Source organism: Mesorhizobium sp. M0778, assembly GCF_040320105.1.
Taxonomy (GTDB): domain Bacteria; phylum Pseudomonadota; class Alphaproteobacteria; order Rhizobiales; family Rhizobiaceae; genus Mesorhizobium.
Window position 1 is genome coordinate 16,430 of the sequence record NZ_JAMYPA010000035.1, and the last position, 26,730, is coordinate 43,159.

26 protein-coding genes are annotated in these 26,730 nt (G+C 63.6%); 10 read left to right on the forward strand and 16 right to left on the reverse strand.

Annotated features, from left to right (window positions below; genetic code table 11):
• Positions 1–57 precede the first annotated feature (57 nt).
• Entirely contained in the window at positions 58–960 is a 903-nt protein-coding gene (locus NKI22_RS29755) for a LysR family transcriptional regulator (protein ID WP_352818317.1), read from the forward strand.
• Between the two features lie 603 nt (positions 961–1,563).
• Positions 1,564–3,423, forward strand: a complete 1,860-nt coding sequence (mutL, locus tag NKI22_RS29760) for a DNA mismatch repair endonuclease MutL (protein WP_352818352.1) — start codon at positions 1,564–1,566, stop codon at positions 3,421–3,423.
• Between the two features lie 34 nt (positions 3,424–3,457).
• Here the strand turns inward: mutL and NKI22_RS29765 are convergent, their stop codons facing one another.
• Complete coding sequence (locus tag NKI22_RS29765) at positions 3,458–4,276, reverse strand: hypothetical protein (RefSeq protein WP_023717171.1); 819 nt, start codon at positions 4,274–4,276, stop codon at positions 3,458–3,460.
• Between the two features lie 68 nt (positions 4,277–4,344).
• Positions 4,345–5,238, reverse strand: a complete 894-nt coding sequence (locus NKI22_RS29770; protein ID WP_352818320.1) for a DMT family transporter — start codon at positions 5,236–5,238, stop codon at positions 4,345–4,347.
• Positions 5,239–5,349: 111 nt separating this feature from the next.
• Between NKI22_RS29770 and NKI22_RS29775 the strand changes: the two genes are divergently transcribed.
• Both NKI22_RS29775 and NKI22_RS29780 read left to right on the forward strand, forming a co-directional pair.
• Positions 5,350–6,255 carry a LysR family transcriptional regulator gene (locus NKI22_RS29775; protein WP_352481286.1) on the forward strand — a complete coding sequence of 302 codons (906 nt, stop codon included), beginning with the start codon at positions 5,350–5,352 and terminating at the stop codon, positions 6,253–6,255.
• A 234-nt stretch (positions 6,256–6,489) separates the two neighbouring features.
• Positions 6,490–6,723 (forward strand): DUF2093 domain-containing protein, encoded by a 234-nt coding sequence (locus tag NKI22_RS29780; protein WP_031193470.1) that lies wholly within the window; start codon positions 6,490–6,492, stop codon positions 6,721–6,723.
• A 256-nt stretch (positions 6,724–6,979) separates the two neighbouring features.
• Here NKI22_RS29780 and lpxK read toward each other — a convergent pair whose 3' ends face one another.
• The 7 genes from lpxK to epmA form a co-directional block, all read right to left on the reverse strand.
• A complete protein-coding gene (gene lpxK, locus NKI22_RS29785) occupies positions 6,980–8,008 on the reverse strand; it encodes a tetraacyldisaccharide 4'-kinase (RefSeq protein ID WP_352818323.1) in 1,029 nt (342 codons plus the stop codon).
• Between the two features lies 1 nt (position 8,009).
• On the reverse strand, positions 8,010–9,326 hold the full coding sequence (waaA, locus tag NKI22_RS29790) for a lipid IV(A) 3-deoxy-D-manno-octulosonic acid transferase (RefSeq protein WP_023717167.1): 1,317 nt from the start codon (positions 9,324–9,326) through the stop codon (positions 8,010–8,012).
• Positions 9,323–10,102 (reverse strand): lysophospholipid acyltransferase family protein, encoded by a 780-nt coding sequence (locus tag NKI22_RS29795; protein WP_352818326.1) that lies wholly within the window; start codon positions 10,100–10,102, stop codon positions 9,323–9,325. Before NKI22_RS29795 ends, waaA begins: the two co-directional genes overlap by 4 nt.
• 5 nt (positions 10,103–10,107) lie before the next feature.
• Positions 10,108–10,353, reverse strand: coding sequence for a DUF4170 domain-containing protein (locus NKI22_RS29800; RefSeq protein WP_023717165.1), 246 nt, complete (start codon positions 10,351–10,353; stop codon positions 10,108–10,110).
• A gap of 74 nt (positions 10,354–10,427) precedes the next feature.
• Entirely contained in the window at positions 10,428–11,234 is an 807-nt protein-coding gene (locus tag NKI22_RS29805; protein ID WP_352818329.1) for a 3'(2'),5'-bisphosphate nucleotidase CysQ, read from the reverse strand.
• Positions 11,221–12,564: a TldD/PmbA family protein gene (locus NKI22_RS29810; RefSeq protein WP_352818332.1), complete on the reverse strand. Its 1,344-nt coding sequence runs from the start codon at positions 12,562–12,564 to the stop codon at positions 11,221–11,223. Before NKI22_RS29810 ends, NKI22_RS29805 begins: the two co-directional genes overlap by 14 nt.
• 139 nt (positions 12,565–12,703) lie before the next feature.
• Positions 12,704–13,750, reverse strand: coding sequence for an EF-P lysine aminoacylase EpmA (epmA, locus tag NKI22_RS29815; RefSeq protein WP_352818334.1), 1,047 nt, complete (start codon positions 13,748–13,750; stop codon positions 12,704–12,706).
• Between the two features lie 114 nt (positions 13,751–13,864).
• Between epmA and efp the strand changes: the two genes are divergently transcribed.
• Positions 13,865–14,431 (forward strand): elongation factor P, encoded by a 567-nt coding sequence (gene efp, locus NKI22_RS29820; RefSeq protein ID WP_023717161.1) that lies wholly within the window; start codon positions 13,865–13,867, stop codon positions 14,429–14,431.
• Positions 14,432–14,561: 130 nt separating this feature from the next.
• Here efp and NKI22_RS29825 read toward each other — a convergent pair whose 3' ends face one another.
• Entirely contained in the window at positions 14,562–15,569 is a 1,008-nt protein-coding gene (locus NKI22_RS29825) for an AraC family transcriptional regulator (RefSeq protein ID WP_352852576.1), read from the reverse strand.
• A gap of 226 nt (positions 15,570–15,795) precedes the next feature.
• On the opposite strand from NKI22_RS29825, the gene NKI22_RS29830 reads away from it, so the two are divergent.
• The 4 genes from NKI22_RS29830 (at position 15,796) to NKI22_RS29845 (ending at position 19,793) form a co-directional block, all read left to right on the forward strand.
• The gene (locus tag NKI22_RS29830; protein ID WP_352481291.1) at positions 15,796–17,178 is read left to right on the forward strand and encodes an FAD-binding oxidoreductase; all 1,383 of its coding nucleotides are present in this window, start codon (positions 15,796–15,798) and stop codon (positions 17,176–17,178) included.
• 444 nt (positions 17,179–17,622) lie between these two features.
• The gene (locus NKI22_RS29835) at positions 17,623–18,693 is read left to right on the forward strand and encodes a glycosyltransferase family 2 protein (RefSeq protein ID WP_352818355.1); all 1,071 of its coding nucleotides are present in this window, start codon (positions 17,623–17,625) and stop codon (positions 18,691–18,693) included.
• Positions 18,668–19,360, forward strand: coding sequence for a class I SAM-dependent methyltransferase (locus NKI22_RS29840; protein WP_023717157.1), 693 nt, complete (start codon positions 18,668–18,670; stop codon positions 19,358–19,360). The genes NKI22_RS29835 and NKI22_RS29840 overlap by 26 nt, the downstream gene beginning before the upstream one ends.
• Positions 19,338–19,793: a GtrA family protein gene (locus tag NKI22_RS29845; RefSeq protein ID WP_352481293.1), complete on the forward strand. Its 456-nt coding sequence runs from the start codon at positions 19,338–19,340 to the stop codon at positions 19,791–19,793. Before NKI22_RS29840 ends, NKI22_RS29845 begins: the two co-directional genes overlap by 23 nt.
• Here NKI22_RS29845 and NKI22_RS29850 read toward each other — a convergent pair.
• From NKI22_RS29850 to NKI22_RS29860, 3 genes are all read right to left on the reverse strand, one after another.
• A complete protein-coding gene (locus tag NKI22_RS29850) occupies positions 19,790–20,422 on the reverse strand; it encodes a hypothetical protein (RefSeq protein WP_023717155.1) in 633 nt (210 codons plus the stop codon). The two genes, NKI22_RS29845 and NKI22_RS29850, sit on opposite strands and share 4 nt — an antisense overlap.
• Positions 20,409–21,572, reverse strand: a complete 1,164-nt coding sequence (locus tag NKI22_RS29855) for a putative hexosyltransferase (protein WP_352496161.1) — start codon at positions 21,570–21,572, stop codon at positions 20,409–20,411. Before NKI22_RS29855 ends, NKI22_RS29850 begins: the two co-directional genes overlap by 14 nt.
• 101 nt (positions 21,573–21,673) lie before the next feature.
• Entirely contained in the window at positions 21,674–21,757 is an 84-nt protein-coding gene (locus NKI22_RS29860) for a hypothetical protein (protein WP_352481318.1), read from the reverse strand.
• Positions 21,758–22,071: 314 nt separating this feature from the next.
• Here NKI22_RS29860 and NKI22_RS29865 point away from each other — a divergent pair, with 314 nt between their 5' ends.
• Positions 22,072–22,818: a gamma-glutamylcyclotransferase gene (locus tag NKI22_RS29865; protein WP_352937575.1), complete on the forward strand. Its 747-nt coding sequence runs from the start codon at positions 22,072–22,074 to the stop codon at positions 22,816–22,818.
• Here NKI22_RS29865 and NKI22_RS29870 read toward each other — a convergent pair.
• Genes NKI22_RS29870 through NKI22_RS29880 form a run of 3 tightly spaced genes read right to left on the reverse strand, consistent with a single transcriptional unit; the run spans position 22,805 to position 26,601 of the window.
• On the reverse strand, positions 22,805–24,787 hold the full coding sequence (locus NKI22_RS29870) for a glycoside hydrolase family 127 protein (protein ID WP_352937573.1): 1,983 nt from the start codon (positions 24,785–24,787) through the stop codon (positions 22,805–22,807). The genes NKI22_RS29865 and NKI22_RS29870 overlap by 14 nt on opposite strands.
• A 27-nt stretch (positions 24,788–24,814) precedes the next feature.
• Positions 24,815–25,672 (reverse strand): carbohydrate ABC transporter permease, encoded by an 858-nt coding sequence (locus NKI22_RS29875; protein WP_352481296.1) that lies wholly within the window; start codon positions 25,670–25,672, stop codon positions 24,815–24,817.
• Positions 25,672–26,601, reverse strand: a complete 930-nt coding sequence (locus NKI22_RS29880; protein ID WP_352937571.1) for a carbohydrate ABC transporter permease — start codon at positions 26,599–26,601, stop codon at positions 25,672–25,674. The genes NKI22_RS29875 and NKI22_RS29880 overlap by 1 nt, the downstream gene beginning before the upstream one ends.
• Between the last annotated feature and the right edge of the window lie 129 nt (positions 26,602–26,730).

Here is a 26,730-nt window from a genome sequence, read left to right on the forward strand (position 1 = left end):
CAATCAGGCGGATAAATAGCCGCTTGAGTAGATCAGTGGAAACTGTGGGTTTTGAATATGGATCGCCTTACCAGCATGGCCGTGTTCGTCAAAGCCGTCGACCTGGGCTCGTTCGCGGCCGCGGCGGCGGCTCTTGATCTGTCCGGGCCGATGGTCGGCAAGCATGTCCGGTTTCTCGAGGAGCGCCTGGGCGTGCGCCTCATCAACCGGACCACGCGCCGCCAAAGCCTGACGGATTTCGGGCGCGCCTATTATGAACGCTGCCGGCTGGTGCTTGCCGAAGCGGAGGCCGCGGATGCACTCGCCGCCGACCAGCTTGCCGAACCGCGCGGAAAGCTGCGCGTCCTCATGCCGGTGCATTTCGGCCGGCGCTGCGTTGCCCCGATCCTGTTCGGGCTTGCGCAGCAATATCCGGCGCTGGAACTTGACCTGTCGTTCAGCGACGCCCTCGCCGACCTCGCCGAGGACGGCTGCGACCTTGCCATCCGAACGGGCGATCTGGAGGACCAGGCCGGGGTGATGGCGCGGCGCGTCGCGCGCCAGCACATGGTCGTCTGCGCGTCGCCATCCTATCTCGACAGGCACGGCCAGCCGCAGGCGATAGATGACCTCGGCAGCCATCACGCGATCATCTACCGCCGTTCCGGGCGTGCCGTTCAGCCGTGGCTGTTTCCACGCAATGGCCAGCCTGCGACGGAGGTCAGGCTCGCTGGCAGATTGCGGCTCGACGATCTCGATGCCATCGCCGATGCCGCGGCCGCCGGCATGGGGCTCGCCTGGCTGCCATACTGGCTGGTTCGCCAGCGCATTCAGGCGGGCGTACTTGTCCCGCTATTGCCGGAACAGCCGAGGTTTCTCTATGACGCCCATGCGCTGTGGCTGCAGACGCCACATCTGCCGATGAAAGTCCGCCTTGCCGTCGACGCACTGGCGGCAGCGCTGCCCAAACTCATGACTTGAAGTGCACGGTCGCGGTCAGCTGCGTGGATTTCCTCGAGAACGACCCGACGATTGAACAATAATCTATATGGTAAGATTTCGAATATACAGGAGGTAAACCAGAACAACTGTTAGCGATATCGAAATAATCGTCCAAATAGTGAACAAAATTACTCTTGCAATACGACTCTTTCGACGCTGTATCCATCGAGCGAAGTTTACCATTAAGTAATCTAGGATGACGTCCAAATGTCGCCTCCAACGGCCATTCGCTTCAGATTTTGGCCTTCGCCCGACTAAATCCACTAAGTCAATTGGGGGCCAAGCCCATTCACTTCAACAATATTCCTATCTCTACATCGTGGCGGGACAGCACCCCCCTCTGGCCTGCCGGCATCTCCCCCGCAAGGGGGGAGATTGGCGGTTCATGCGTCCCGCCAACCTTTGAGACATTGGAGACTGGCGGAGGCCGAGGCGACATCCGATCTCCCCCCTTGCGGGGGAGATGGCCGGCAGGCCAGAGGGGGGTGGGACGGAGCGCAACGGAGCAGTCTCCCTGCCTTGCAACAATCAACGCTATTCTCCCCCTCCCGCATCGGCCACGAATCCGCCTATAGTGCTGCCATGCCCATTCGCCAGCTTTCCGAAACGATGATCAACCAGATCGCCGCCGGCGAAGTCATCGAGCGTCCGGCAAGCGTGGTCAAGGAACTGGTCGAGAACGCGCTCGATGCCGGCGCCACGCGTGTCGAGATCGTCACCGCTGGTGGCGGGCTGAACCTGATCCGCGTCAGCGACGACGGCTCGGGCATTCCGGAAAAGGAACTGGCGCTGGCGATCGCGCGCCATTGCACCTCGAAGCTCGCCGACAATATTCACGACATCCGCTCGCTCGGCTTTCGCGGCGAGGCCTTGCCGTCGATCGGCTCGGTGGCGCGGCTGTCGATCCGCTCGCGCACAGCGTCCAGTGAAAACGCCGCCGAGATCGGCATCGCCGGCGGCCGCGTCTCCGCCGTCAGGCCGGCGGCGGCCAATCGCGGCACCACGGTCGAGGTGCGCGACCTGTTCTTCGCCACGCCGGCGCGGCTCAAATTCATGAAGGGTGAGCGCGCCGAAGGCTCGGCCATCGGCGACGTGGTCAAGCGCATCGCCATCGCCTTTCCCGCCGTGCGCTTCACGCTGGCCGGCCCGGACCGCTCGACGCTGGAGCTGCCGGCGACCGAGGACAGCCCGGAAGGCCGGCTGCGCCGGGTGGCACAGGTGATGGGCGCCGACTTTCCCGACAATGCGATCGCCATCGACGCGGTGCGGGACGGCGTGCACCTCGCCGGCCATGTCTCGGTGCCCTCCTTCACCCGCGCCAACGCCCTGCAGCAATATGCCTATGTCAACGGCCGCCCGGTGCGTGACAAATTGATCGCCGGCGCCATTCGCGGCGCCTTCGCCGACGTGCTGCCGCGCGACCGCCATGCCGTCACCGTGCTGTTCCTGACGCTCGATCCGGCGATCGTCGACGTCAACGTCCATCCGGCCAAGGCCGACGTGCGCTTCCGCGATCCGGGGCTGGTGCGCGGCCTGATCGTCGGCGCCATCCGCGAAGCACTGGCCCATGCCGGGATCCGCGCCGCCACCACCGGTGCCGCCGGCATGATGGCAGCGTTCCGGCCGGGCGCGGCATCCTATGCGCATGGCGGCCCGGCCAACGGTCACCGCAGTTACGAGGCCGCCTATCGGGCGTCGGGCTTTGCGGGTTTCGACCCTGCCCGTTCGCCGCAGCGGCCGCTCGATATGGGCTCTGCAAATGGCGGCTTCGGCGAGGACGAGCAGGCGGCCTTCGACGCCGGCCCACTGCACAGTGCCGACGCGCGCGCCGGACAGGATCAGGCGGCAGAGACGCTGCTCGGCACGGCATTGGGCGCGGCGCGCGCGCAAGTGCATGAGAACTATATCGTCGCCCAGACCAGGGATTCGCTTGTCATCGTCGACCAGCATGCGGCGCATGAGCGACTGGTTTACGAGGCCTTGAAGAACGCCCTCCACTCACGCGCGGTGCCGTCGCAGATGCTGCTGCTGCCCGAGATTGTCGACCTGCCGGAGGAAGACGCCGAGCGGCTTGCCATGCACTCCGAGACGCTGGCCCGCTTCGGCCTCGGCATCGAGCGCTTCGGCCCAGGCGCCGTTGCGGTGCGCGAGACGCCGTCGATGCTCGGCGAGACCAACGTCCAGCAGCTGGTGCGCGACCTCGCCGACGAGATCGCCGACAATGACACGGTCGGCCCGCTGAAGGAGCGGCTGGACAGGATAGCCGCGACCATGGCCTGCCACGGCTCGGTACGTTCCGGCCGCCTGCTCAAACCGGAAGAGATGAACGCTCTGCTGCGCCAGATGGAGGCGACGCCCGGCTCCGGCACCTGCAACCACGGCCGCCCGACCTACATCGAACTCAAGCTGGCGGATATCGAGAGGCTGTTCGGGCGACGGTAAGCATTACCTGGGCAACGCCAAGCGAGGCACCCGCTCAATTCGCCAATTGATGATATTTCTTAGTTTTAAGAGAGAAAACATAGTCCATTGTATAGCCAGCGCCGCCGCCACGAAAGTTTACTGAAATGATCTCGGCGATTTTTTCCGTCTGTTTTTGAACATTCATGTAGATTGGCGTCATCAGCATTCCCGCGTCGCAATTGTCGTCATCGAACTCGATCTCTTGATAGACTTTCTTGCTTCGCTTGCCGATGACTTGCAATTTTCGCATGCAAATTCCGGCTTCGGTTTTCGCGTAGATGCCTGAAAACCTGTCGGTGTCGGTCTGCGCCCAGAACGGGATCTCAACGGTTCCGTCAATCTTCCCGTCGCCGGTATCGTCCAGGCTCGCAACTTTCTTGAGCGTGACGGGATGTTTGTCCGCACCCTTGCTCCAGGTTCCTGTTGCGCCGCTTTCACCAATGTCGAGAGAAAATGGGCATCCACTGGTGTCGACGGGCGTTTTCGAACCCATGACCAGCACCCGGTCGAATTCCTTGTCGTCCGCAATCTCGCAAAGGGATACGCTGGTGCCGTTGATCTTGCCGTACACTGCTATCGGGCTTTGCTTCGCGTCGTAGAAATAGCTCCCCTCGACCGTAATCCCGCTGCCGAAACTGTCATTCCTCTGCAGCGACAGATGGACTGGGTTAGGCCCAATGAAACCTTCGTAGTTTTCGATCTGATACCAACCCGCGACGGCATTTTGGCTGAACAGCAACAAGAAAAAAATTGCGGAGATAAACTGCATTCCCATGTCGACCCCTCGCCATGCTTCGCAAACGCAATCAACATAGACGCCGGCCTGGCTCATGTCTGCATCGCAATGGTCGTCAGTAACGGCTCATGGTTTGAGTCGGGAAAAAGCTTCAATTATCTGAATCATCTCTTCAAATTCACCACGATAACGCCGGCGAGCGCCAGTGCGCCGCCGAGGATGCCGAACAGCGTCGGCACCTCGCCAAGCCAGAAGAAGCCGATCAGCGTCGCCACCGGCGACACCAGATAGAGGAAGTTCGAGGCACGCGCCGCGGGCAGTCGGGAAAGTGCTGTTGCCCAGGCAGCGTAGGCGATGAGGCTGGGCACGATGCCGAGAAAGATGACGGCGCCGAGCCCGGCGGTATCGGCGACAGCCGCCTGCGCCAGACCGCTCGGCAGGAATGGCGACAGGCAGAGCGCGCCAAGCACCATGTTCGAGGCCGAGATGGTCAGCGGGTGGTGGCGACCAAACAGCGGCTTCTGAACGATGGTGTTGACGGCCGAGCACAGCGCCGAGCCGAGGACAAGCAGCGCACCATTGTTGAAATGCAAGCCTTGCCCCTCGCCCATGGCGATGATGCCGATACCGGCGAAGGACAGGAATGTGCCGGCCCAGGCCAAGCCTGAGAAGCGTTCGCCGAGCAGCGCCATGGCCATGATGGCGGTGAAGATCGGGCTGACATTGATGATGAAGCCGGCCGCACCGGCCGAAACGGTCAGCTCGCCGAAATTGAGCATCACCGTGTAGAGCGCGACGAAGACGGCACCACCGAAGACAAAGCGCCAGAGTTCGTCGAGCCTGGGCAGAGCCGGCCGCTTGACCGCGAGAAAGATCGCCGCCGGAACCGCGGCGATGGCAAAGCGCAGCGCGCCGAGTTCCAGCGGCCCGAAGGCGGCAAGGCCGGCGCGGATCGCCGGAAAGGCCGAAGCCCAGCCGACCACCGTCAGCGCCACCGCGATGGCAGCTGTGGCATCCATACGCTGTGTCGTATTCAACGTGCCGGTATAGACGCTCATCTCGGTGTCCTCGCGATCCAATGCCATGAAGTAGAGAAACGCTATTGCGCGTCGATTGACAAACGAACAAATCGAGTATCACCTGTGACTATGGATCACAGCTCAGACTCGATGCTGCCGCTTGAAACCCTGCGCGCCTTCGATGCCGCGGCGCGGGCAGGCAGCTTTTCGGCGGCGGCCGAGAAGCTCAACATCACCCATGGCGCCGTCAGCAGGCAGATCGCCAAGCTCGAGAACTGGCTCGGGCTGAAAGTCTTCGATCGCGGCGCGCGCGGCGTCTCGCTGACCGTCGAGGGCAATCGCCTGCATCTGCGCACCACCGAAGCCTTCGCCCTGATCGCCAGCAATTCGGATCGCTGGGTCGAGCCGCGCGGCACGGCGGTGGTGCGGCTGACCTCGATCCCCTCGGTCAGCGGGCTGTGGTTGATGCCGCGCATGGCGGCGCTGGAGAACCACCCGTCCAAGCTGCGCATCGTGCTCGACGTCGACATCCGCCAGGGCGATCTTGCCGACGAGGGCATCGACCTGTCGATCCGCTGCGGGCGCGGCCGCATTCCGGGCCGGATCTCGGTGCAGCTTTTCGAAGAATATGTGTTCCCGGTCGCCTCGCCGGAATTGGCCAGGGAGATCGGCCGCGGCGATCCGGCCCGGCTGCTCGAATTTCCGGTGATCAACGATTCCGACGCTTCGGCGTGGCGCGCCTGGTTTGCGGCGCAGGAGATGGACTATCGGCCGCGGCCGCACGACCGCCGTTTCGAGGATTACAACCTCGTGCTCGACGCCGCCGCGCACGGGCTCGGCATTGCGCTGGCGCGTCCGCCATTGACGGTGGACCAATTGAAATCGGGCCGCATCGTCGCCGTAGACGAGCGCCGTGCCCTCAGCCCGATATCCTACTGGCTCGACCGGCCGCTGGGGCGGCCGCGCGCCGCGGCAGCCGAACTTGCTCGTCGCATCGCAGTCCAGGCCGGGCTGCCAGCGGAGAGGATCGAAGAGTTTATCATCGCCGAAGAATGAGATGCCTGAAGCGCGTCGCGTTCGACCGGCCTCATGCGACGCGCTTCAGGTTCTTGTGTTTATGCATGTCGTTATCGCAAAACCGCTGCACACTTTTGCGCGACATGCATTGGCATCCGCTTTGCCGGCTTGTTCGAGCAAGTGTCACCAGAAACAGAGGCAGGCAAAGCCAACCAAGCTTGACCTCGCCGCAATTTGTGGCGATGACATCGTCATGAATTTCGGCACCACCCCATGATGAACCGTTTCGAAGGCCCCGGCGGCAAGGAAGCCCGCATCCGCTATCTCGACGGCGATTTCCAGGTGACTAGCCCCGGCGCCTTCGTTCGCTGTGCGGTGACCGGCGAGAGCATCCCGCTCGACGAGCTCAAATATTGGAGTGTCGCCAGGCAGGAACCCTATCTGAATGCCGCTGCATCATTGCGCCGCGAGATCGAAGCGCATCCGGAACTGCGCCGCCGACGGTAGTCCAGCGCAAATGGAAGCCGCCCGTTGCGATCCTGCGCGCCCGCTCTGCCGCGGCGTCAGGCCGGCAACACCGAAACCTTAGAGGTTATCTTGAAATAAAAAACCCGCCTCGGGGCTCGAGGGCGGGTCGTTGGCGAATCATCACCATATGGAAATTAATAGCATAGCTGCCGGCACAAAGCAAGAACAAAATACGCTCGGCCGGCGAAAAGATGCAAATTCCGGTCCCCAGATCGCCTCGGTCTCAAGCTGCCGGTCAGCCTTTGAGCCTGCGCTGCCGCCAGGCATCCAGCGTTTCGTCGATGATGCGTTGCGGCACATGGTCGAGCTCGAAGACGGTGTCGATCTCCAGCACATCGAGCCGGTCGAGGAATTCCGGCGGCGCTGCGCCGTGACGCAGGCGGGCAGCATCCTTGGCAGTGGTAATGAGGCCAAGCCCGGCTTTACGTGCCGTCGCCGCCAATTCGGCAAGCTCGTCCGCGCTGTAGAAATGATGGTCAGGAAACGGTCGGGTCAGCGCAAGCTCGCCGCCGGCCTCGGCTACGGTGTCGAAAAACTTGTCGGGATGGCCGATGCCGGCGAACGCCAGGAACCGCCTGCCGGCCAGCATCACCGTGCTGCTCGGGGCGGTGTGCGCCTCGAAGATCGGCCTGCCGGCGCGCGCTGCCTGACGCACGACCGTGTCGGCCGCGGTGCCCTCGCCCATCTTCAGCAAGGCGCTGGTGAAGACCATCTGGTCGACGATGTTCGCCCGCAGCGGTCCGCCGGGGATGACGCGGCCATTGCCGATGCCATGGCGCGCGTCGACGACGACCAGCGCATAATCGATGTGGATGCGCGCGCTCTGAAAACCGTCATCCATGATCAGGAAATCGCAGCCGAGCTTCTCCAGCAGAAGCCTGGCGCCGGCGGCCCGGTTCGGCGTCACCGCGACCGGCGCATGTTCGGCCAGAAGCAGCGGCTCGTCGCCGACATGCTTGGCGGCGTCATGGTGCGGATCGACGATATGTGGCTGCGCGAAGGAGCCGCCATGGCCGCGCGACAGGAAACCCGGATTGAGCTGCATGCGCCGGGCCTGCTCGGCCAATGCGATCGCCACTGGCGTCTTGCCGGTGCCGCCGACCGTGAAGTTGCCGATGCAGAGCACCGGCGCCTCGACTTTTTCGCGCGGCGCGTGCCGCATGCGGCGACCGGCGATAAGCGCATAGATGGCGGAAAGCGGTGACAGCGCCATGACCCGCCAGTCCGGCTCTTCCCACCAGAAGGGCGGCGCTTCCGAGGTCACGTCAGCGCCCGTTCGCGCCCTTCAGGCGCGACTTGACAACCAGCGGCTGGATATAGGGCTCGAGCGACCTGAGCGTGTGCGCCAGCGCACCGCGCATCTCGTCGACCGTCGCCGCACCCGCCGCCATCATTTCGTGACGAGCCACCTCGTTGGTCAAAAGGAAATTCACGGCGCCGGCCAGCATATCGCGGTCGCGCACCAGCTTGGCGCCGCCACTGTCGAGCAGGCGCTGATAGGCCTCGCGAAAATTCTGGACGTTGCGGCCGGCAAGCACCGCTGTCTCCAGCATGGCCGGTTCCAGCGGGTTCTGGCCGCCCTCGGAAGTCAGCGAACGGCCGACAAAGGCAATTTCCGTCAGCCTCAGATAAAGCCCCATCTCGCCGATCGTGTCGCCGAGCAGAATATCGGTATCGGCGGTGATCCTGTCGCCCTTGCTGCGCTGCGCCAGCTTCAGGCCCATGCCGGAAATCTGGGCGGCCAGCTGCCCGGCGCGTTCGGGATGGCGCGGCACGATGATCGTCAAAAGCCCGTGGTGCCGCTTGTGCAGCATGGCGTGAACTTCGGCCGCGACCGCCTCTTCGCCGTCATGGGTCGAAATCGCCGCCCAGGTCGGGCGAGCGCCGATCTGGCGTTTCAGCGCCGCCAGTGCCCGTTCGTCGGCCGGCGGCGGCGCGGTGTCGACCTTGAGATTGCCGGACACGGTGACCGGCCGGGCGCCGAGCGAAAGGAAGCGCTCGCCATCGAGATCCGACTGGGCGACGACATGGGCGAGATTTTCGAACAATGCTTCGGCGATGTTGGCGCGCTTCTTCCAGGATTTGAAGGAGCGGTCGGACAGCCTGCCATTGACCAGAACCTGCGGCACGCGGCGGGCGCCGAGTTCCAGGATGGTCATCGGCCAGATCTCCGATTCGGCGATGATCGCCAGGTCCGGTTGCCAATGATCGAGGAAGCGGCTGACCGCCGGCTTGAGGTCGAGCGGCACATATTGGTGGATGATGCGGCCGCCCAGCCGTTCTTCGGCGACCTGCGCCGAGGTGACGGTGCCCGTCGTCAGCACGATGTTGACGCCGTAGTCGAGAATGCTCTCGACCAGCGGCACGACGGCGATGGTCTCGCCGACGCTGGCTGCATGGATCCAGATCACCGGGCCTTCGGGGCGCTCGCGTCCGGCGACGCCGTAGCGCTCGCGCCGGCGAATGCGATCCTCCTTGCCTCTGGATGTGCGCCAGGCGACATATGGTCCGACCAGCGGATAGGCGGCGGCCCCGGCGAAGCGGTATGCCGTCAGGAAGGCGCGCGCCCAGCGCATACTCATTTCGAACCGTCCACAAGGCGATAGGCGTCGGCGGTCGCGGCATTGAGCGAGGCCGTGACCTCCTGGCGCTTGCGTTCCATTTCAGCGGCGTCGGCGTTGGCCGGCACGAAGACAGGCGTGCCGACGACGATCGATGAGCGGCCGAAGGGCAGGTTGATCGTTGTCTTGTCCCAGCTGCCCTCGATCACCTTGCGGCGGCTGGTGGCTATCGCGGCAGGCAGGATCGGCCGCCCGGACAGCCGCGCCAGCAGAACGACACCGAGCCCCGCATCGCGCGGCGTGCCGTGGGGAATATCAGCAATCATGGCGACATTCTTGCCGGTGGCGAGCGACTTTTTAAGGGCGATGAGCGCCTTGGCGCCGCCCTTGTCGAGATGCCTTGCGCTTTCGCGCCCGCCAGAGCCGCGCACGGCCTCGATGCCGAATTTCTCGACCATCAGCGCGTTGAGCTCGGCATCGGCGCTGCGCGACACCATGGCAACCAGCGGCCGTCCCTTGGGATAGTAGGCCGGCGTCAGCAGATGCTGGCCGTGCCAGAGCGCGATGATGCCGGGCTCGAGCTGCGCATAGGCGCCGCCGGAAAACTTCGCCGATCCGTCGACCATGCGGTTGGTCAGGCGGACAAGGCGGACGAAATACGCAAACAGCGCGGCAAGCGCATTCTTGACGAATCGCGACTGCGCCAGCGGTTCGCGGATCTTGCGCCAGAACGTCTTCGGCTTGCGACGTCTGACCGCCGACCGCGGGGCTGATCGCTTGACCGTTTCATGGTTCATCGATGTCAACCGGCAGCCTTGTTTTCGGGGTCGAGCAGGCGGTGCAGGTGAACGACGAAATAACGCATATGGGCATTGTCGACGCTGGCTTGCGCCTTGGCCTTCCAGACGGCGTGCGCCGATTGATAGTCGGGATAGATGCCGACTACGTCGAGCGCGTCGAGGTCGCGGAATTCGGTGCCGCCCAGCTTCTTGAGTTCGCCGCCGAACACCAGGTGCAAAAGCTGTTTCTTTCCGTCTTCAGCGGCCATGTCGATCCTTCACATATCGTGAGTTTGGGACAGGTCTAGACCAAAGCCGCCGACTTTGGAACTATTGATGATGGTCAATTGTCCAGCCCGGCGATGACGCCGGCGAGCACAGCGAGGAGTTCGCCGCTGCCGGCGGCAAGCGCGCCGTGGCGGATCACTTCGCCGGCATAGAGCGGCGCGCGGCCGTGCCGATCGAGCACGGCGCCGCCTGCCTCGCGCAGGATGAGGTCGGCCGCGGCGATGTCCCAGTCATGCGCGTTGGCCTTGACGAAGGTGGCATCGAGCTGGCCGCCGGCGATCATCGCCAACCTGTAGGCGAGCGAAGGAATATAGGGCACGCGCTTCAGCCGTTTGTGCCATTTCGCCGACATCAGGTCGATCATCGCCTTCGGTCCGGCGATTTCGGCCGTTTCCGACGGCGGACGCACGCCGATGCGCTTGCCATTCAGGAATGCGCCCTCGCCCGGCAGCGCCCAATAGATTTCGCCCTTCGCCGGGCAGTCGAGCACGCCGGCAAGCGTGCGGCCGTTCTCGACCACCGCGACGCTGACGCACCATGTGGGCAGGCCTTCGAGGAAGCCGCGCGTGCCGTCGATCGGATCGACGACGAAGGTGCGGCGCGCGACAAGCCTTACCGGGTCGTCGACGGTTTCCTCCGACAACCAGCCATAGTCCGGCCGGGCCGCCAGCAAGGTCTCGCGCAGATATTTGTCGGCGGCGTGATCGGCTTCGCTGACCGGCGAGGTGCCGCCCTTCATCCACACCTGCGGATTGTTGTTGAAGTACTGCATGGCGATGAGCCCCGCCTCGCGGGCAGCGTCGCGCAACAGCTCCAGGTCTTCAGTAGCGCCGGCCGAGACGGCCGGGTCAAGCTCCGGCAAGGGTCATTCCTTCGATCAAAAGCGTGGGTGCGGCAGTGCCGAAATTGCGGTCGAGATCGCTCGCCGGAACCATGTTGAGGAACATCGTCTTCAAATTGGAGGCGATGGTCACCTCGGCAACGGGATAGGCCAGTTCACCGTTTTCGATCCAGAACCCTGAAGCGCCGCGGCTATATTCGCCCGTCACCATGTCGACGCCTTGGCCGAACACTTCGGTGACGTAGAAGCCGGTCTTGAGCGACTTGATCAGCTCTTCCGGCGTGCTTTCCCCCGGCTCGATGGCGAGATTGGTCGACGATGGCGTGACCGACGAGCCGCTGCGCGAGCCGCGCCCATTGGTGACGAGGCCGAGTTCCCGCGCCGCCGAGGTCGACAGGAACCAGTGGTTGAGCACGCCCTTGTCGACCATGAACAATTTCTCGCCCTCGACGCCTTCGCCGTCGAAGGGGCGCGAGGCCTGGCCGCGGCGCCGGAGCGGCTCGTCGGTGACGGTGATTGCGGCCGAAGCCACCTTCTTGCCCATCATGTCGCGCAGAAAGCTGGTCTTGCGCGCCACCGCGGCGCCATTGATGGCACCGGCGAGATGGCCGGCAATGCCGCGCGCGACGCGCGGATCGAACACCACGTCGACCGGCCCGGTCGCCGCCTTGCGCGCGCCAATGCGGCGTACGGCGCGCTCACCGGCCTTGCGGCCGATGTCTTCCGGCGCGTCGAGATCGGAAAAATGCTGGCGCGAGGAGAATTCGTAATCGCGCTCCATGCCGGTGCCCTCGCCGGCGATCACGCTGGTCGAGCGCGAAAAGCGCGACGCGACATAATGGCCGACAAACCCATGCGAAGTGGCGAGCACAAGGCCGCCGAGCCCGGCGCTGGCGCCGCTGCCGGCCGAATTGGTGACGCCCTTGACGGCAAGCGCCGCCGCCTCGGCGGCAAGGGCTGCTTCCTTCAACTGGTCCGCCGATACCTCGGTGGCGTCGAACAGATCGAGATCGCGCGGCTTTTTGACCAGCAAGGCCGGATCGGCGAGACCCTGATAGGGATCTTCGGGCGACACTTTGGCCATGGCGACGGCGCGCTCAGCCAGCATATTGGGGTCGGATGCCGCCGTTGCCGAAACGCTCGCCACGCGTCTGCCGACGAAGACGCGCAACGAGACGTCCTCGCTCTCGGACGCCTCTGTGCCTTCGACCTTGCCAAGCCGCACCGACACACCGGTCGAGCGGCCGCGCACGGCAACCGCATCGGCGGCATCGGCCCCGGCCCGTTTGGCAGCCTCGACCAGGGCCGCGACGCGATCGGTCAGTTTCGCTGCGTCGAGCGTATCGGTCATGCGCATAATCCTGTTATTTCCGGCCGGCTGAAGGGCAGCCGCTGCTGCACCATCTATTGTCCCGGTGCGGCTTCTGCAATGGGAGAAGGCGCAAAGCGGTGTCAGGCGGGTGAGCGGCAACGGCGAGATCGACAATCCCTCAGGAAGCGGCCACCGGCGTCCAGATCACGTCGTCGATCCTGAGCGCGCCGGTGGCGAGCATCACCAGCCGGTCGAAGCCGAGCGCCGCGCCGCTCGCTTGCGGCATGATCGCGAGCGCGGCGAGGAAATCCTCGTCGATCGGGTAGCGTTCGCCATAGACACGCTGCTTTTCGTCCATTTCGGCGGCAAAGCGCTGGCGCTGCTCGGCCGGATCGGTCAACTCGCCAAAGGCGTTGGCGAGCTCGACGCCGCAGCAATATAGCTCGAAACGCTCGGCGGTGCGCGGATCGTCGGCGCTCGGCCTGGCCAATGCCGCCTCCGAGATCGGATATCCGAAAAGAATGGTGGCGCGCCCCTGCCCCAGCACCGGTTCGATTTTTTCGACCATCACCCGGCTGAACAGGTCGGCCCAATTGTCGTCGGGCGCGGTCCGCAATCCGGCCTGGACCAGGGCGGCATGCAATCCCGCGCGGTCGGTGGTGCCATCGGCTGCAATCGTCGCCAGCAGATCGATGCCGGCATGCCGCATGAAGGCTTCGGCGATGCTCAACCGTTCCGGCTCGGCGAACGGGTCGACCTCGCGGCCGCGGAAGCTAAAACGCTTTGCGCCCGCCCGTTCGGCCGCCAGCGCGACGAGCTCGGCGCAATCGCGCATCAGGCTCTCATAGGTCTCGCCGACGCGGTACCATTCGAGCATGGTGAACTCCGGATGGTGCAAGGGGCCGCGCTCACGGTTGCGCCACACAGCAGCGAGGCTGAAGATGCGCTCCTCGCCGGCGGCAAGCAGCTTCTTGCAGGCGAATTCCGGCGAAGTGTGGAGGTAGAGCGGCTGGCGCTGCCCGTCCGGCCCGATCGCCTCGGTGGCAAAGGCCGACAGATGCGCTTCATTGCCGGGCGAGATCTGCAGGGCCGATGTCTCCACCTCCACGAAGTCACGGCGGGCGAACCAGTCGCGCATGCCGACGGCAATGGCGTTGCGCAGGATCAGCCGCGGCCGGCGGTCGGCATGGACATGCGGCGTCCACCATGGCGAAGCGGCGGTCATCGGCTTCAGGCGAATTGCACAGAGGGCTGGCGATTGCGGCCAAGATGCGCTAGGCCGCACCCAACGGCCTCTCCAGCCGATTTGCGCCAACAAATTTTATCAGGATGGAAACCCGTGAAGGTCATCGCCAGCTCCTTACGCAAAGGCAACGTCGTCGAAAAGGACGGCAAGCTTTATGTGATCCTCTTTGCCGAAAACATTCATCCTGGCAAGGGTACGCCGGTCACCCAGCTCGACATGCGGCGTATCTCCGACGGGGTTAAAGTTTCCGAGCGTTACCGCACCACCGAGCAGGTCGAGCGCGCCTATGTCGAGGAGCGCGAGCACACTTTCCTCTACCAGGACGGCGAAGGCTTTCATTTCATGAACCCGGAGAGCTACGACCAGGTGGCGGTGCCGGAGAGCGTGGTCGGCGACATGGCGCCTTATCTGGTGGAAGGCATGCCGGTGCAGATCTCGCAATACAACAGCATCGCCATCTCGCTGGTGCTGCCGCAGCGCGCCACTTTCGAGGTGGTCGAGACCGAGCCGGTGACCAAGGGCCAGACCGCGTCCTCGTCCTACAAGCCGGCAACGCTGTCCAACGGCGTGCGTACCCTGGTGCCACCACACATCAGCGCCGGCACCCGCGTGGTGGTGATGACGGCGGATGGCGCGTATGTCGAGCGCGCGAAGGATTGAGGCGCGAAGCCTGAAACGCCACGCCGAAAGTTCAAGGCGGCCGGTCATCGTCCAGCGCCTTGCGCCAGGGGCTTTCGAGCATTGGGACGCGGCACGCAGACCGAAGCGTCAACGCTCCGCCAGTTCTTTCCTATTGCACGACGCCAGCGGGCAATCTCTGGGCCTCGAGCAACGCCGACCGTCCCTTTCGCCAGGTGCCAGGTGGAATGCCGACGAACTTTTTGAAGGCGCGATTGAACGCGGCTTCCGACTCGTAGCCGACCTCGGCACCCGCTTGCGCGATGCTCATTTCGGGCCGTTCGAGCAAACGTCCCGCCAGTTGCAGACGCCAGCGAGCAAGATAGTGCATCGGCGAGACCTCGACATAGTGGGTAAAGCGGCTCGCAAACGCCGTGCGCGAGAGCCCTACTTCGCGGGCGAGCCGGTCCAATGTCCATTCCTCCCTGGGGCGAGCGTGGATGAGCCGGAGCGCCTCGCCGACATGTGGATCCCGCAGGCCTGACAGCCAGCCGCGCGAATCGCCGGGGAGGGTCTCGAGATGGCGGCGGATGATCTCGACAAACATCAGCTCGCTCAGCTTGGCGAGGATCGTTTCACCGCCCGCCCGCCCACTGCCACCTTCCGCCAGCGCCAGTCGAAACAGGTCGATAACCCAGCTGCTTGCATCGGCGGGCTTGCGGGCACACAGGATGGCCGGCAATGCGGCGAGGAGAGGATTAAAGGGACGTGCATCGCAGCCAAGATATCCGCAAATGAACCGGGTCCGCTCGTCTCCGCCGCCACCATGGATCACCGCGAACGGCAGGCTCTCGTCTATCGGCCGATAATACATCGCCATATTGGGTTCGCCTCGCGCCCCGAGAGAAGAGCTCAAGACATTCGGAACACCACCGGGGAAGACAACCACATCACCGGCGTTCACGAGCACCGGGGGCACCGAATCGTCTGCCAGCGCGGCCCAGCACGAGCCCGACATCACGGCATGAAAAGAAATGATGTGCTCTGCCTCCGGCATGATGGCGGCGGCAATGTCGGCCGTGCCCGGCGACTCGCCGACCCAGGGAGAGCTGGCGTCGACGTCGAAATAGATCGCACCGGTGAGGCGAACGGCTCGGAGCACATCGGAAAGGACATCCATGCACTACACCTCCGGAAACGATCGGCTACTCCCTTTGACAACGAGTTTTTCGGCCAGGCATCTCGAACTATCCGGCAATACAGCCGCCCGAGCAACTACCCATCCGGTCTAATCCTACTCTGAACGATCGGGCAACAGAAATGGACGATGTGACATTTGCGGGAACAGCGGACGGGATTAGCGTTTCATCGACCGGCCGACAGGTCCAATAACAGGGAGGAATGTCATGCACGATGAAGACATCACCAAATTCGCAGCAAGCCTGCGGGGCGAAGTCATCCGGACCGGCGACGCCCGCTATGATGAGGCCCGCAAGCTCTACAACGGCATGATCGACAAGCGGCCGCTGATCATCGCCCGCTGTGTGGACGTGGCCGACGTGATCACAGCGGTGAATTTCGGCCGCGACAACAATTTGCTGGTTGCAGTGCGTGGCGGCGGCCATAACGGACCAGGATTGGGGAGCTGCGACGACGGTCTGGTGATCGACCTGTCGGCGATGAACGGCGTGCGCGTCGATCCGGACGCCCGTACGGCGCGGGTAGGCCCGGGCTGCACTCAGGGCGACCTCGACCACGCAACCCATGCCTTTGGCCTGGCCGTACCGGCGGGCATCATCTCGACCACCGGGGTCGCCGGACTGACGCTGAGCGGCGGCCATGGCTATCTGACGCGCAAATATGGCCTGACCATCGACAATCTGGTCGAGGCCGATGTCGTGCTTGCCGACGGAAGCTTCGTCACCGCCAGCAAGGAGCGGAACCCTAGCCTGTTCTGGGCGCTTCGCGGCGGCGGCGGCAATTTCGGCGTCGTCACCAGCTTTGTGTTCAAGCTCCACCAGGTCAGCATGGTCTTTGCGGGGCCGATCGCATGGGATCAGCGCCAGGCCCGCACCATCATGCAGCATTATCGCGAGTTCCTGCCGCGCGCGCCCGAGGAACTCGGGATCTTCCTCGGGCTCAAGACGATCCTGTCGAGCGCACCGTTCCCGGAAGAGTTTTGGGGAAAGCGGATGTGTCTGCTGATGTGTTGCTACAACGGCCCGGAGGAAAAGGGCAGAGAGGCGCTTGCTCCGCTACTCGATGCGCTGCCCGCGCCCTGGTTCAACTGGATGGGAATGATGCCCTATCCCGCGGTGCAGAGCATGTTCGATGGGCTCTACCCGAAGGGGATGCAGTGGTACTGGCGGGGCGATTTCGTCAAGACGCTGTCCGACGAGGCGATCGACGCCCATCTCGAGCAGGCGGCGAAGACGCCGAGCGAGCTATCGCTCATGCACCTCTATCCGATCGACGGCGCTGTCCATCGCGTCGGCAAAGACGAGACACCCTGGAATTACCGTGATGCGACCTGGTCGATGGTCATCGCCGGGATCGATCCGGACCCACAGAAAGCGGGGCCGGTGACGCGCTGGACCAAGGCCTACTGGGAGGCCGTGCATCCGTTCGATCTGGGTGGCGCCTACCTGAACTTCATGATGGATGACGAGGGTGAGGGAAGGCTCAAGGCGGCTTATGGCGATAACTACGAGCGCCTGGCCTCGCTGAAGAAGAAATACGACCCGAACAACCTCTTCCGGGTGAACCAAAACATCCGGCCGGCTGCTTGACGGCGGCCCTCGTCAGGCCGGCAAGTGTTGTATCGTACCGGCCGGGCCAGCTAAGGCCCGGCCGGTACGATAGGTTGCCGCACAGGACGCTCAGCGGCCTACAAGCGCGATACTCGGCCGGGCTCGGCGACCATGTTCCATGAGCCATGTCTGACATGCGTCGAATCGGTCGGCCTGCCCGCTCAGGTCACCCGTAGCGCTGCTTCAACAGGCAAGTCCGGGAGCAGGCAATGCGGTCAACGGGTTATGCCTCAGCGACTGCTTCTCGCCAGGCCGATCGCGCCGGCAGCCTACCGACAATTTCACGCTTCGATGCGGACGTCCGACGTCACCACGACACCCTTCAGTCCTCCTCGAGGACCGGTATCCCCTTAAGAACTAGATAAATTAGCAGTTTCTTAATTGCCTTTGGAACTTTGTAGCTTGCGTTCCATTTTCAACCGCATGCGAGAGTCTGTGGTCCAAGGCCCGGGAATAACGGTGAACAGGTCACCGCCGCGCTACTCGCTGGTCCTGCCCGTATACAATGAAGAACAGGTGCTGCCTCGGCTGATCGAGCGGATCAGTTCGCTTATCGGCCGGCTGGACGGCGAAACGGAGGCCATCTTCGTCGATGACGGAAGCCGCGATGGAAGCGTCGAATACCTTCAAAAGGTGGTCGCCGCCGAGCCGCGCTTTCGGCTGATCGAATTGTCCCGCAATTTCGGCCACCAGGTGGCGATTACCGCCGGCATGGACGCCGCTGCGGGCGATGCCGTCATCGTCATGGATGCGGACCTGCAGGATCCGCCGGAAGTCGTTCTCGATCTGGTGGCTAAGTGGAAGGAAGGTTTCGAGATCGTCTACGCCCGCCGGGTCAAGCGCGAGGGCGAATCCTGGTTCAAGCGCTTTACGGCAAGTCTTTTCTATCGCCTGCTGGAGAAAATGACGTCGGTCGATATTCCGCGCGACGTCGGCGACTTCCGCCTGGTCGGCCGCAAGGCGCTGGAAACCTTCAAGCGTATGCCCGAACATGACCGCTTCGTCAGGGGCATGTTCGGCTGGATGGGGTTCAAGCAGACGGCCGTGCCATTTGAGCGCCACGCACGAACCCTGGGCCAGACCAAATACCCGTTCTGGAAGATGCTGCACCTTGCGGTTCACGGCATCGTCAGTTTCTCCGAGAAGCCGTTGCGCCTGGCGCTCTGGGGCGGGTTGGTCATTTCCGCGCTTGCGGGGGTCTTTGGCGCCTACGCCATCTTTGCCTGGTTTTTTGAAACCGGGATCATTGCCGGGTGGACATCCACGGTGGTGATCGTGTCGCTCCTGTGCGGGATCAACCTTTTCATGACCGGCGTGGTCGGACTCTACGTCGGCAGCATCCACGCCGAGGTGAAACGCCGCCCGCTTTATGTCATCGATCGGCTCACCGGCTTCGACGAGTCGATGCGTGCCGCCTCCGGTGAGCGCCGCCGATCGTTTCACAAACCCAGGAGTGGAGTCCCCGCCAATGGCCGAACTCTTCGACAGCTATAAATCCAACTATGGCGAGGCGGTCGAAGGGTCCATCCGGTTTTCCGGACTCAGCCACGACTTCTTCCTTGTCGCCAAGGCGGATCTGCTGCGGCGTCTGGTCTTCGAGCGAAAGCTTCGGCAGGGTGGGTCGGCTGTAAGGGCGCTGGATGTCGGCTGCGGCGTCGGTTCGCTCCACCCCTACCTCGACGGTGCTTTCGACAGCGTCGATGGTTGCGATGTCTCGCAAGAATCGATTTTGCACGCCAGCCAACACAATCCGCGTGTGGCCTACAGGACCTGCAGCACTCAAGGGCTGCCTTACGAGGACGGCACGTTCGATCTGGCTTTCGCCAGTTGCGTCGTCCATCACGTTCCGCCCTCCTCCTGGCTCGATTTCTTCCTGGAAATGCGGCGCGTCGTACGGCCGGGCGGCGTCGCCTGCATTATCGAGCACAATCCTTACAATCCACTGACGCGCCTTGCTGTGTTCCGGTGTCCGTTCGATCACGACGCGGTTCTGCTCAACGCCGCCAAAGCGAGGTCCGTTTTTCAGGAAACAGGCTTCCGGGACATCCGCTCCGAGCATTTCCTGCTGCTGCCATCGGCAAGGCCCTTGGCCAGAAGGGTCGAGCGGGTATTCGCGCCTTTGCCGCTTGGAGCGCAGTATGCGTGTAGTGCGCGTGTCTGAGCGCCGTTCAACCGGCGACGCCGGGCTGAGGGTGCTGGCGCGCTTCGGGTCGGTCGGCATCGCCGCAACGATCCTTTATGCAGTGATGGCCACCGCTTTGGTAAAATGGCAACGGTTCGGCCTCTCGCCGGTCGGTGCCTCGCTCGCGGCTTACACCGCAGCCGCCCTGTTTTCTTATCTCGCGCATAAGTTCGTGACTTTCGCGTCGAGCGGATCGCATCGATCGGAAGCTCCGCGTTTTTTCTTGCTGACGGCGACAGGCTTCGCCGTTGCCTACGCGGCGCCGGCGGTTTTGACGGCCAAACTCGGCCTGCCGCCGATCATCGCCATTCTGGTTACATGCTTGCTTGTTCCAGCGGTCAATCTTCTCATGCTCGACCGGTGGGTTTTTGCGCAGCGAAGACCCGGCCAGCAACGTGATCGCCCGCCCTAACCCGGCTCAACAGGATCGAGCCGGAACGACAACAATTTGATGGCGCGCTTGTAGATGTTGCTGGCGGCCGAACTTGGCGGAATGCCGTCGAGGTAGTCGAAGGCGACATCGAGTATCCTGGCCTCGGCGAGGGCCGCCGTTGGAATGACGAACGAGACCGTTCGCGGCTCTTTGCCGGACAGCGTCACCGCATGCACCCGAACGCCATTCACCGAAATAATAATCCGCTGCGTGACCTGCGGCGGGCGAATGGCGGCGGCCATTTGCAGCGTGGCCGTCACACTGTCGTGGAGCGGCGGTATCTTCAGCCGAAGCCGCGAGGTCTCGCCTAGGGAATGGGTGCCGTCGGCAACGGGTCCCGACCAGCCGCAGACCCTCATGCCGGCTGCCTTTTTGGCTCCGTCGGACCGGAACGACACCGTCTCGCCTAGGGTATAGCTGCCGACCGCATCGCGATTGAGGCAGGTCGTCGTCCGGTCAATGTAATAGGCGCGATAATCGGCGTTGACATTCGGATTGAGAGCAAGCGCAAGAATGACGATTTCCGTTCCCGCCAGAACCGCCGCCAGCGCGTAGCTGGCAAGCCTGGCCCCGCGCAGATACCGGCCCGAAATGTCAGACCAGGGCAAGATAGCCTCCGATCCATGCCACGGTCATGAAATAACAGGCGCCCAGGAAGAGAGCCAGAGCCGCAAGAAAAGTCAGCTTCGACGCCGACGACAGCATGGCCAGCAATATTGTCAGAGGTGCAAGCCCAACGACGTATCTGACCATCGAGGCCAGGTTCGTGATCAGCGGCAGGATGATGCAGCAGGCGCAGAACAACGCGGCGCCATATTGCCTGCGAACCGCCAGAACCGCCGATAGCGCCAGTCCGATGAGTGCGGCGAGCGCGCTCCATTGCGGCGCCGTGGGCAGCCATCCAGTTGTCGGAACGGCCGAAAACCCGTCCCATATAAAGGCGAGCGGATTGCCCGGCACCCGTCCAAACGCGCGCTGCACGTGCAGGAAGGCAAAGCCGTCGCCGACGGTCAGATAGAGAAACAGGATGTAGGCGAATAGGCCGGCTGGCGAGATGAAGATGGCGACCAGCAGATCCGGTCGGCCAAGCAGCCAACGCGGGAACGACAGCGTCGATCCGCCCTTTGCGCGGTAATCCGTGAACATCTGAATGACGGTCGCGAATACAACGAGCACCCCGACGAGCCTGGTTGCCGACAGGAGAGCCGATGACAGTCCCGCAGCCAGATAGCTGGAGCGTTTGAACGCCAGAAAAACGCACGAAGTCAGGAGTACGAAAAGAGGTTCGGTCAGGAAAGTCGTGAAGTGATAGGAGAACGGGCCGCTGAGCAGGAAGGCGCAATACAGAACATAAGCGCGCATGTTCTTCTCGAGCAGTGGCCACGCCACCAGACAGGCGGCATAGCTGCACGCAATCGATGTGATCGACGCGACGAGTATCGTCGGAAAGCGGAAAACAGACCGGATTGCCGCCACCAGCATCGGATAGAGCGGGAAAAAGCCCCAGCGTCCGACATTGCTCTGGCCTGGAATGGGAAAGCGCTCATAGCCGTGTTCGGAAATGCCGACATACCACGCGCAATCCCAGCGGCAGAGCGCCTGGGCATAGGCCGCGAAGCCGGGTTCTGCCGAAACCGAAGCAAATGCGGCATAGCGAATGGCCAGCCCACTGACGACGAAAGCCAACGGCACCGCGACGACGGCTACCGCAACAAAGCGGCCACCGGCGTTCGGACGCGCGACAGCTTCGAGCGCCAAAATCTGCCTCCACCCGTTCAAATGGCAGGCGCCACTCAAAGCTAGATGACGCGCGCCCCGGCGAATTCAAGGCGTTCACGCGGCTCAAATTGGCGATACCGCTATCCGGCGCTTCTGAGCCAGACCAGCATCTCGCCGGGGTCGCGGTTGTGCCAGGCGAAATGCGGCACGGCGCCGACTTTCACTTCCTCGACCGCCGGCGGTTCGGTGCGGTAGAGCCCCTTTCCAGTTTTCGAAAGTCTCCTTTTGGCAATCGCCGAAAGCGTGACGCCGCCGCCCAGACGGTTCGCTGCTTGTGTGCCTCGATCTCAGCCGTTCGCGGCAGAGCGATGCGGTGCCGTGGCTGGAATTCGACGCGCAAAAGTCCGCCGCGTATTTTGTGCGATTCCGTCAAGCTGTTGTACACGACAGTTTTGAACCCTGATGCCGCGCCCGCGTACTCGGCCCTTGAGAATCCTCCAGCCTTCGGCAACATGGCGGCAAAGCTGAGAGTGTGAGGATGAGCAAGGTCATTTCCGCCGCATCGCGGCGTCAGTCGGCGCCGCGCAAGTCACCGATGGCGCTGACCGAGGCGCTGGTCGCCCGCACCTTGCGGGCGGTCGAGGACGCCGGGCCGACGCCGGGCATGGTCTACATGACCGATGTCGATTACGCGCGCATTCGCGACGAGGTGCTGGCCGGCGCGCCGGCCGGGCCGGTGAAGCTGTTCGCCTATGGTTCGCTGCTATGGAAGCCGGCCGGCGAGGTCAGGGGTGGCGAACGGGCCGTAGCGACGGGCTGGCACCGTTCGTTCTGTTTTACGGTGCAGCGCTTCAGGGGCACGGTGGAGCAGCCCGGCCTGATGATGGCGCTCGACCGCGGCGGCCAATGCCAGGGGATGGTGTTCGAGATCGCCGAGCCAGTGGCGGCCAATCTCGAAGCGCTGCTGCGCCGCGAGATGACCATCCTGCCGGCCGTCAACGTGCCGCGCTGGCTGCAGGTCAGGACGGGCGACGGCATGGGCCAAGCGCTTGGTTTCGTTGTCGATCCCGCCAATCCGCGCTATGCCGGCAAGCTCGAAAAGCGAGCGATAGCGGCGACCCTGGCCACGGCCGTCGGCCATTGGGGTTCGGGCGCCGAATATCTGTTCGAGACCATTCGCCATCTCGACGCCTGCGGCATCCGCGACCGCAATCTCTGGCAGCTGCAGGAACTTGTGGCCGAGGAGATCGGCCGGGCGCCGCCGTCGGGCTTTATTCGTCCCTGAGCCAGACCAGCATCTCGCCGGGATCGCGGTTGTCCCAGGCGAAGTACGGCACGGCGGTGACTTTCGCTTCCTCGACCGCCGGCGGTTCGGTGCGGTAGAGCCCCTCTTCCCAGTTTTCGAAAGTCTCCTTTTTGGCAATCGCGGAAAGCGTGACGACGCCGCCCAAAAGGTTCGGCTGCTTGTGTGTCTCGATGTCGGCCGTTCGCGGTAGAGCGATGCGGTGCAGCTGGCTGGAATTGTCGGTCTCTTCGATGCAATAGATCAGCGGTCCGCGCGCCAGTGCGACGCGGCCGATATCCTGCCGCACCTGCGGGTTGGCGTAGAGGCGGTCGACGGCCATTTCGAGATCGAGCTCGACGCGGTCGCCCTTGCGCCATTCGCGGCGGATCGCGGCATAGCCGTCACTGGTGACAGCATCCAGATCGATATCGGCGCCGTTGACCTTGAGCGTTGCCTTGCGGCACCAGGCCGGCAGCCGCAGGTGCAAGGTGAACTCGGTCGGCGCTTCCGGTTCGACGGAGATCGAGACCGCGCCGTCCCAGGGATAATTGCTGGTCTGGGTGAGCTCTATCTGCGCCCCGGCGATATCGAAACGAGCCGTGCCGTTTCCATAGAGGTGGACGGCAAGTGCTGTGTCCGACAGGCCATAGAAATAGCTGCCGATCGAGGCGACCATGCGCCCGACATTGGGCGGGCAGCACGGGCAGCGGTGCCATTTCCAGCGGTGGTGGGCGCCGCGGCTTTCGAGCGGATTTTCGTAGAAGAACAGCGAGCCGTCGAGCGACAGGCCCGAGATCGAGCCGTTGTAGAGCGCCCGCTCCATGATGTCGGCGTAGCGCGCATTTGGGCCCATGCCGAGCATGCGGCTTGCCCAGAACACCAGGCCGACCGAAGCACAGGTCTCGGCATAGGCGGTGTCGTTGGGCAGGTCGTAATCGGCGGTAAAACCCTCGTTGTGCGACGATGGCCCGAGACCGCCAGTCACGTAAAGGTTCTTGGTCATGAGATCGTCCCACAGCCGGTCGAGCGCCACCCGCAGCGTGTCGTCGCCATATTCGGTGGCGATGTCGGCCATGCCCGAATAGAGGTACATCGCCCGCACCGCATGGCCGACGACCTTGTCCTGCTCGCGAACGGGCTTGTGCGACTGGTTGTATTCGTAGGTCTTGAAGTGATAGGCCTTCGGGTCGGCGCCGCGGGCGCGCGCCTCCTCGTCGAAATAATGCGGCTGCTGGCCGCGCTGATCGATGAAGTATTTGGCAAGCTCCATGTATTTGCGCTCGCCCGTCACCCGCGCCAGCTTGACCAGCGCCAGCTCGATCTCCTCGTGGCCGCAATAGCCCTTCTTCTTGCCGGGCTCGGGACCGAATGTTTCTGCGATATGGTCGGCGTAGCGGCACATGATATCGAGCAGCTTGCGTTTGCCTGTGGCCTGGTAATAGGCGACCGCGCCTTCGATCAGGTGGCCGGCGCAATAGAGCTCGTGGCAATCGCGCAGATTGGTCCAGCGCAGGCCCGGCTGGATGCGCTGGTACCAGCTCGACAGATAGCCGTCGGGCTGCTGCAGCTTGCCATACATGTCGATGACGGCGTCGATCTTCTTCTCCAGCTCCTCGTTGCGGCGGCGGTAGAGCGAATAGGCGGCGGTCTCGATGGTCTTGCCCCAGTCGGAGTCCCAGAACATCTGGGTCGTCACCGTCGATCCGGTGAATTCGTTGCCGGCGGTGGCTGCCTCGTCCGGCGACGGTGAATGGAATGGAATGACGACGCCGGGCGACGGCCGGTCCGGATCGATCTGCTCGAGCATGCGCGCCTCGACGCAGCGATCGTAGAGGATGCCGGCGGTTTTGCTCGCGACGGCATCGACGCGGTCGCCCCAGAAGCCGCGCACGTCGACCTGCGGCACCGGCAGCGGACGGAAGGCGAGTTTTGGCTTGGCGCCCTGACTGGCGGATGGCGATGCGGTCATCAATTTACTCCGGTTCGGTTCGATTGGTCACTTGACGGCCCCTGCCATCAGGCCGCGGATGTAGAAGCGCTGCAGCAGCAGGAAGAGCACCAGGCACGGCACCATCATCACGGTGACGCCGGCCTGCACGGCGCCCCAGTCGATGGCGCCGAAGCGGCCGGACTGCAGTGCGGTCATCATGATCGGCAGCGTGAATTTGGACTGGTCGGTCATCAGCACGAGGGCCGCCAGAAACTCGTTCCAGGCGCCAAGGAAGGCAAACAGCGCGATGGTGACGATGCCCGGCCAGACCAGCGGCAGCATGACCCTAAGCAGCATGGTGACATTGTTGGCGCCGTCCATGCGCGCGGCCTCCTCGATCTCGCGCGGCACCGCGTCGAAGGCGTTGCGCATCATGAAGATTGAGAACGGCAGCTGCAGCGTGACGTAGACGCAGACCAGCCCGGTCAGCGTGTTGTGCAGGCCGATTTTTGTCAGCACCAGGAAGATCGGCGTCAGGATCGACTGGAACGGGATCATGATCGTCGACAGGATGACGACGAAGAGCAGGTTCTTCAGCGGAAAGCGGAAGCGCGAGAAACCGTAGCCGGCGAGCACGCTGACGATCACCGACAGCACCACCGTCATGACCGAGACATAGATGCTGTTTTGCGCCGGCAGCCAGAGGCCATCGCCGAAGGTGTTGAGCGTGGCGTAATTCTCTAGCGAAAAGCCCGTCGTCGGCCAGGGCGGCAGCGGCGGCTGGCGCGCCTCCTGCGCCGGCTTGAAGGCCGAAAGCACCGTCCAGGCGATCGGTGCCAGGAACAGAATGGATGCGATGATGCCGGTCGCATGCTCTGCGAACTGCATACCTATCCGGCGTTTGCGGCTGCGGGCCTGCGCCATCAGTCGACCCCCTCTGGCTGGCGCAGCAGCCGCAGCTGGATGAGGCTGAGCGCCACCAGGATGACCAGCAGGACCATCGAAAGCGCCGCGCCGTAGCCGAGCTTGAACGACACGAAGGACTGGTTGAAGATCCAGTAGACGGCGGTCAGCGTCTGGTTGCGCGGGCCGCCGCGCAGGATGATGTAGAACTGGTCGAAGGCAAGGATCGAGCCGGCCACCGACAGGATCAGCGCCAGCGCCAGCGTGCGGCGCATCAGCGGCAGGGTGATGGCGCGAAACCGCGCGAATGGCCCTGCCCCGTCGATCATCGCCGCCTCCTGCAGATCCGGCGGGATCGACTGCAGGCCGGTCATCAGGATGATCATGGTGAAGCCCGCCACCTTCCACACCACCATGGCGATGATCGACCAGAAGGCCGGCTGGAAGGTCGCCAGCAGATTGAATTTCTTTTCGGTCAGGCCAAGCTCGAAAGCGGCCGGGCTGAACAGGCCGGAATCGACGTTGAGCAGCCATGACCACAAAAGGCTCGCCGAGGCAAAACCGATGACCGCCGGCATGAAGAAGGACGTGCGGTAGAAGCCGGTCAGCTGCCGCGGCCTTTCGATGAACAGCGCCAGCGGAAAGGCGACGGCGAAGATCGCGATCGTCACCACCACCGTGTAGTAGCCGGTGAACCGCAGCGCGTTCCAGAAGCGGGTGTCGCGCAGGATCGCCCAGTAATTGTCGAGCCCGACAAAGCTGTGCGCGCCCATCAATGGCCAGTTGTGCAGCGACATCCAGGCGGTCATGCAAAGCGGCACGATGAAGAAGACCACGACCAGGGCAACGGCCGGCGCGACATAGAGCAGGCCGATCAACTGCCGGCGGCCGGCGCCGACCAGTTTGTATGCGCGTGCCGGGGTGGCGGTGATTGCTGTGATGGTGGTCATGTCTGGCCGCTCGGTGGTTGAAGGGCAATCACATCGGGAGAATACCCCCACACCCCCCTTTACAACCCAAATTAGAAGGGGAATTAGGGGGAAGACGACCAAAACCCCACGGGGGAGGCGGTGTGTTAT

Excerpts from the sequence above, each read along its gene's own strand:
- mutL (WP_352818352.1), top strand. The coding sequence starts at position 1,564 with ATGCCCATTCGCCAGCTTTCCGAAACGATGATCAACCAGATCGCCGCC.
- NKI22_RS29810 (WP_352818332.1), bottom strand. The coding sequence starts at position 12,564 with ATGACCGATACGCTCGACGCAGCGAAACTGACCGATCGCGTCGCGGCC.
- NKI22_RS29845 (WP_352481293.1), top strand. The coding sequence starts at position 19,338 with ATGCGTGTAGTGCGCGTGTCTGAGCGCCGTTCAACCGGCGACGCCGGG.
- epmA (WP_352818334.1), bottom strand. The coding sequence starts at position 13,750 with ATGACCGCCGCTTCGCCATGGTGGACGCCGCATGTCCATGCCGACCGC.
- NKI22_RS29775 (WP_352481286.1), top strand. The coding sequence starts at position 5,350 with ATGCTGCCGCTTGAAACCCTGCGCGCCTTCGATGCCGCGGCGCGGGCA.
- NKI22_RS29755 (WP_352818317.1), top strand. The coding sequence starts at position 58 with ATGGATCGCCTTACCAGCATGGCCGTGTTCGTCAAAGCCGTCGACCTG.
- NKI22_RS29875 (WP_352481296.1), bottom strand. The coding sequence starts at position 25,672 with ATGGCGCAGGCCCGCAGCCGCAAACGCCGGATAGGTATGCAGTTCGCA.
- NKI22_RS29780 (WP_031193470.1), top strand. The coding sequence starts at position 6,490 with ATGATGAACCGTTTCGAAGGCCCCGGCGGCAAGGAAGCCCGCATCCGC.
- NKI22_RS29800 (WP_023717165.1), bottom strand. The coding sequence starts at position 10,353 with ATGGCCGCTGAAGACGGAAAGAAACAGCTTTTGCACCTGGTGTTCGGC.
- NKI22_RS29765 (WP_023717171.1), bottom strand. The coding sequence starts at position 4,276 with ATGAGCCAGGCCGGCGTCTATGTTGATTGCGTTTGCGAAGCATGGCGA.
- NKI22_RS29870 (WP_352937573.1), bottom strand. The coding sequence starts at position 24,787 with ATGACCGCATCGCCATCCGCCAGTCAGGGCGCCAAGCCAAAACTCGCC.
- NKI22_RS29840 (WP_023717157.1), top strand. The coding sequence starts at position 18,668 with ATGGCCGAACTCTTCGACAGCTATAAATCCAACTATGGCGAGGCGGTC.
- NKI22_RS29835 (WP_352818355.1), top strand. The coding sequence starts at position 17,623 with ATGCGAGAGTCTGTGGTCCAAGGCCCGGGAATAACGGTGAACAGGTCA.
- NKI22_RS29880 (WP_352937571.1), bottom strand. The coding sequence starts at position 26,601 with ATGACCACCATCACAGCAATCACCGCCACCCCGGCACGCGCATACAAA.
- NKI22_RS29795 (WP_352818326.1), bottom strand. The coding sequence starts at position 10,102 with ATGAACCATGAAACGGTCAAGCGATCAGCCCCGCGGTCGGCGGTCAGA.
- NKI22_RS29770 (WP_352818320.1), bottom strand. The coding sequence starts at position 5,238 with ATGAGCGTCTATACCGGCACGTTGAATACGACACAGCGTATGGATGCC.
- waaA (WP_023717167.1), bottom strand. The coding sequence starts at position 9,326 with ATGAGTATGCGCTGGGCGCGCGCCTTCCTGACGGCATACCGCTTCGCC.
- NKI22_RS29865 (WP_352937575.1), top strand. The coding sequence starts at position 22,072 with ATGAGCAAGGTCATTTCCGCCGCATCGCGGCGTCAGTCGGCGCCGCGC.
- NKI22_RS29830 (WP_352481291.1), top strand. The coding sequence starts at position 15,796 with ATGCACGATGAAGACATCACCAAATTCGCAGCAAGCCTGCGGGGCGAA.
- NKI22_RS29825 (WP_352852576.1), bottom strand. The coding sequence starts at position 15,569 with ATGGATGTCCTTTCCGATGTGCTCCGAGCCGTTCGCCTCACCGGTGCG.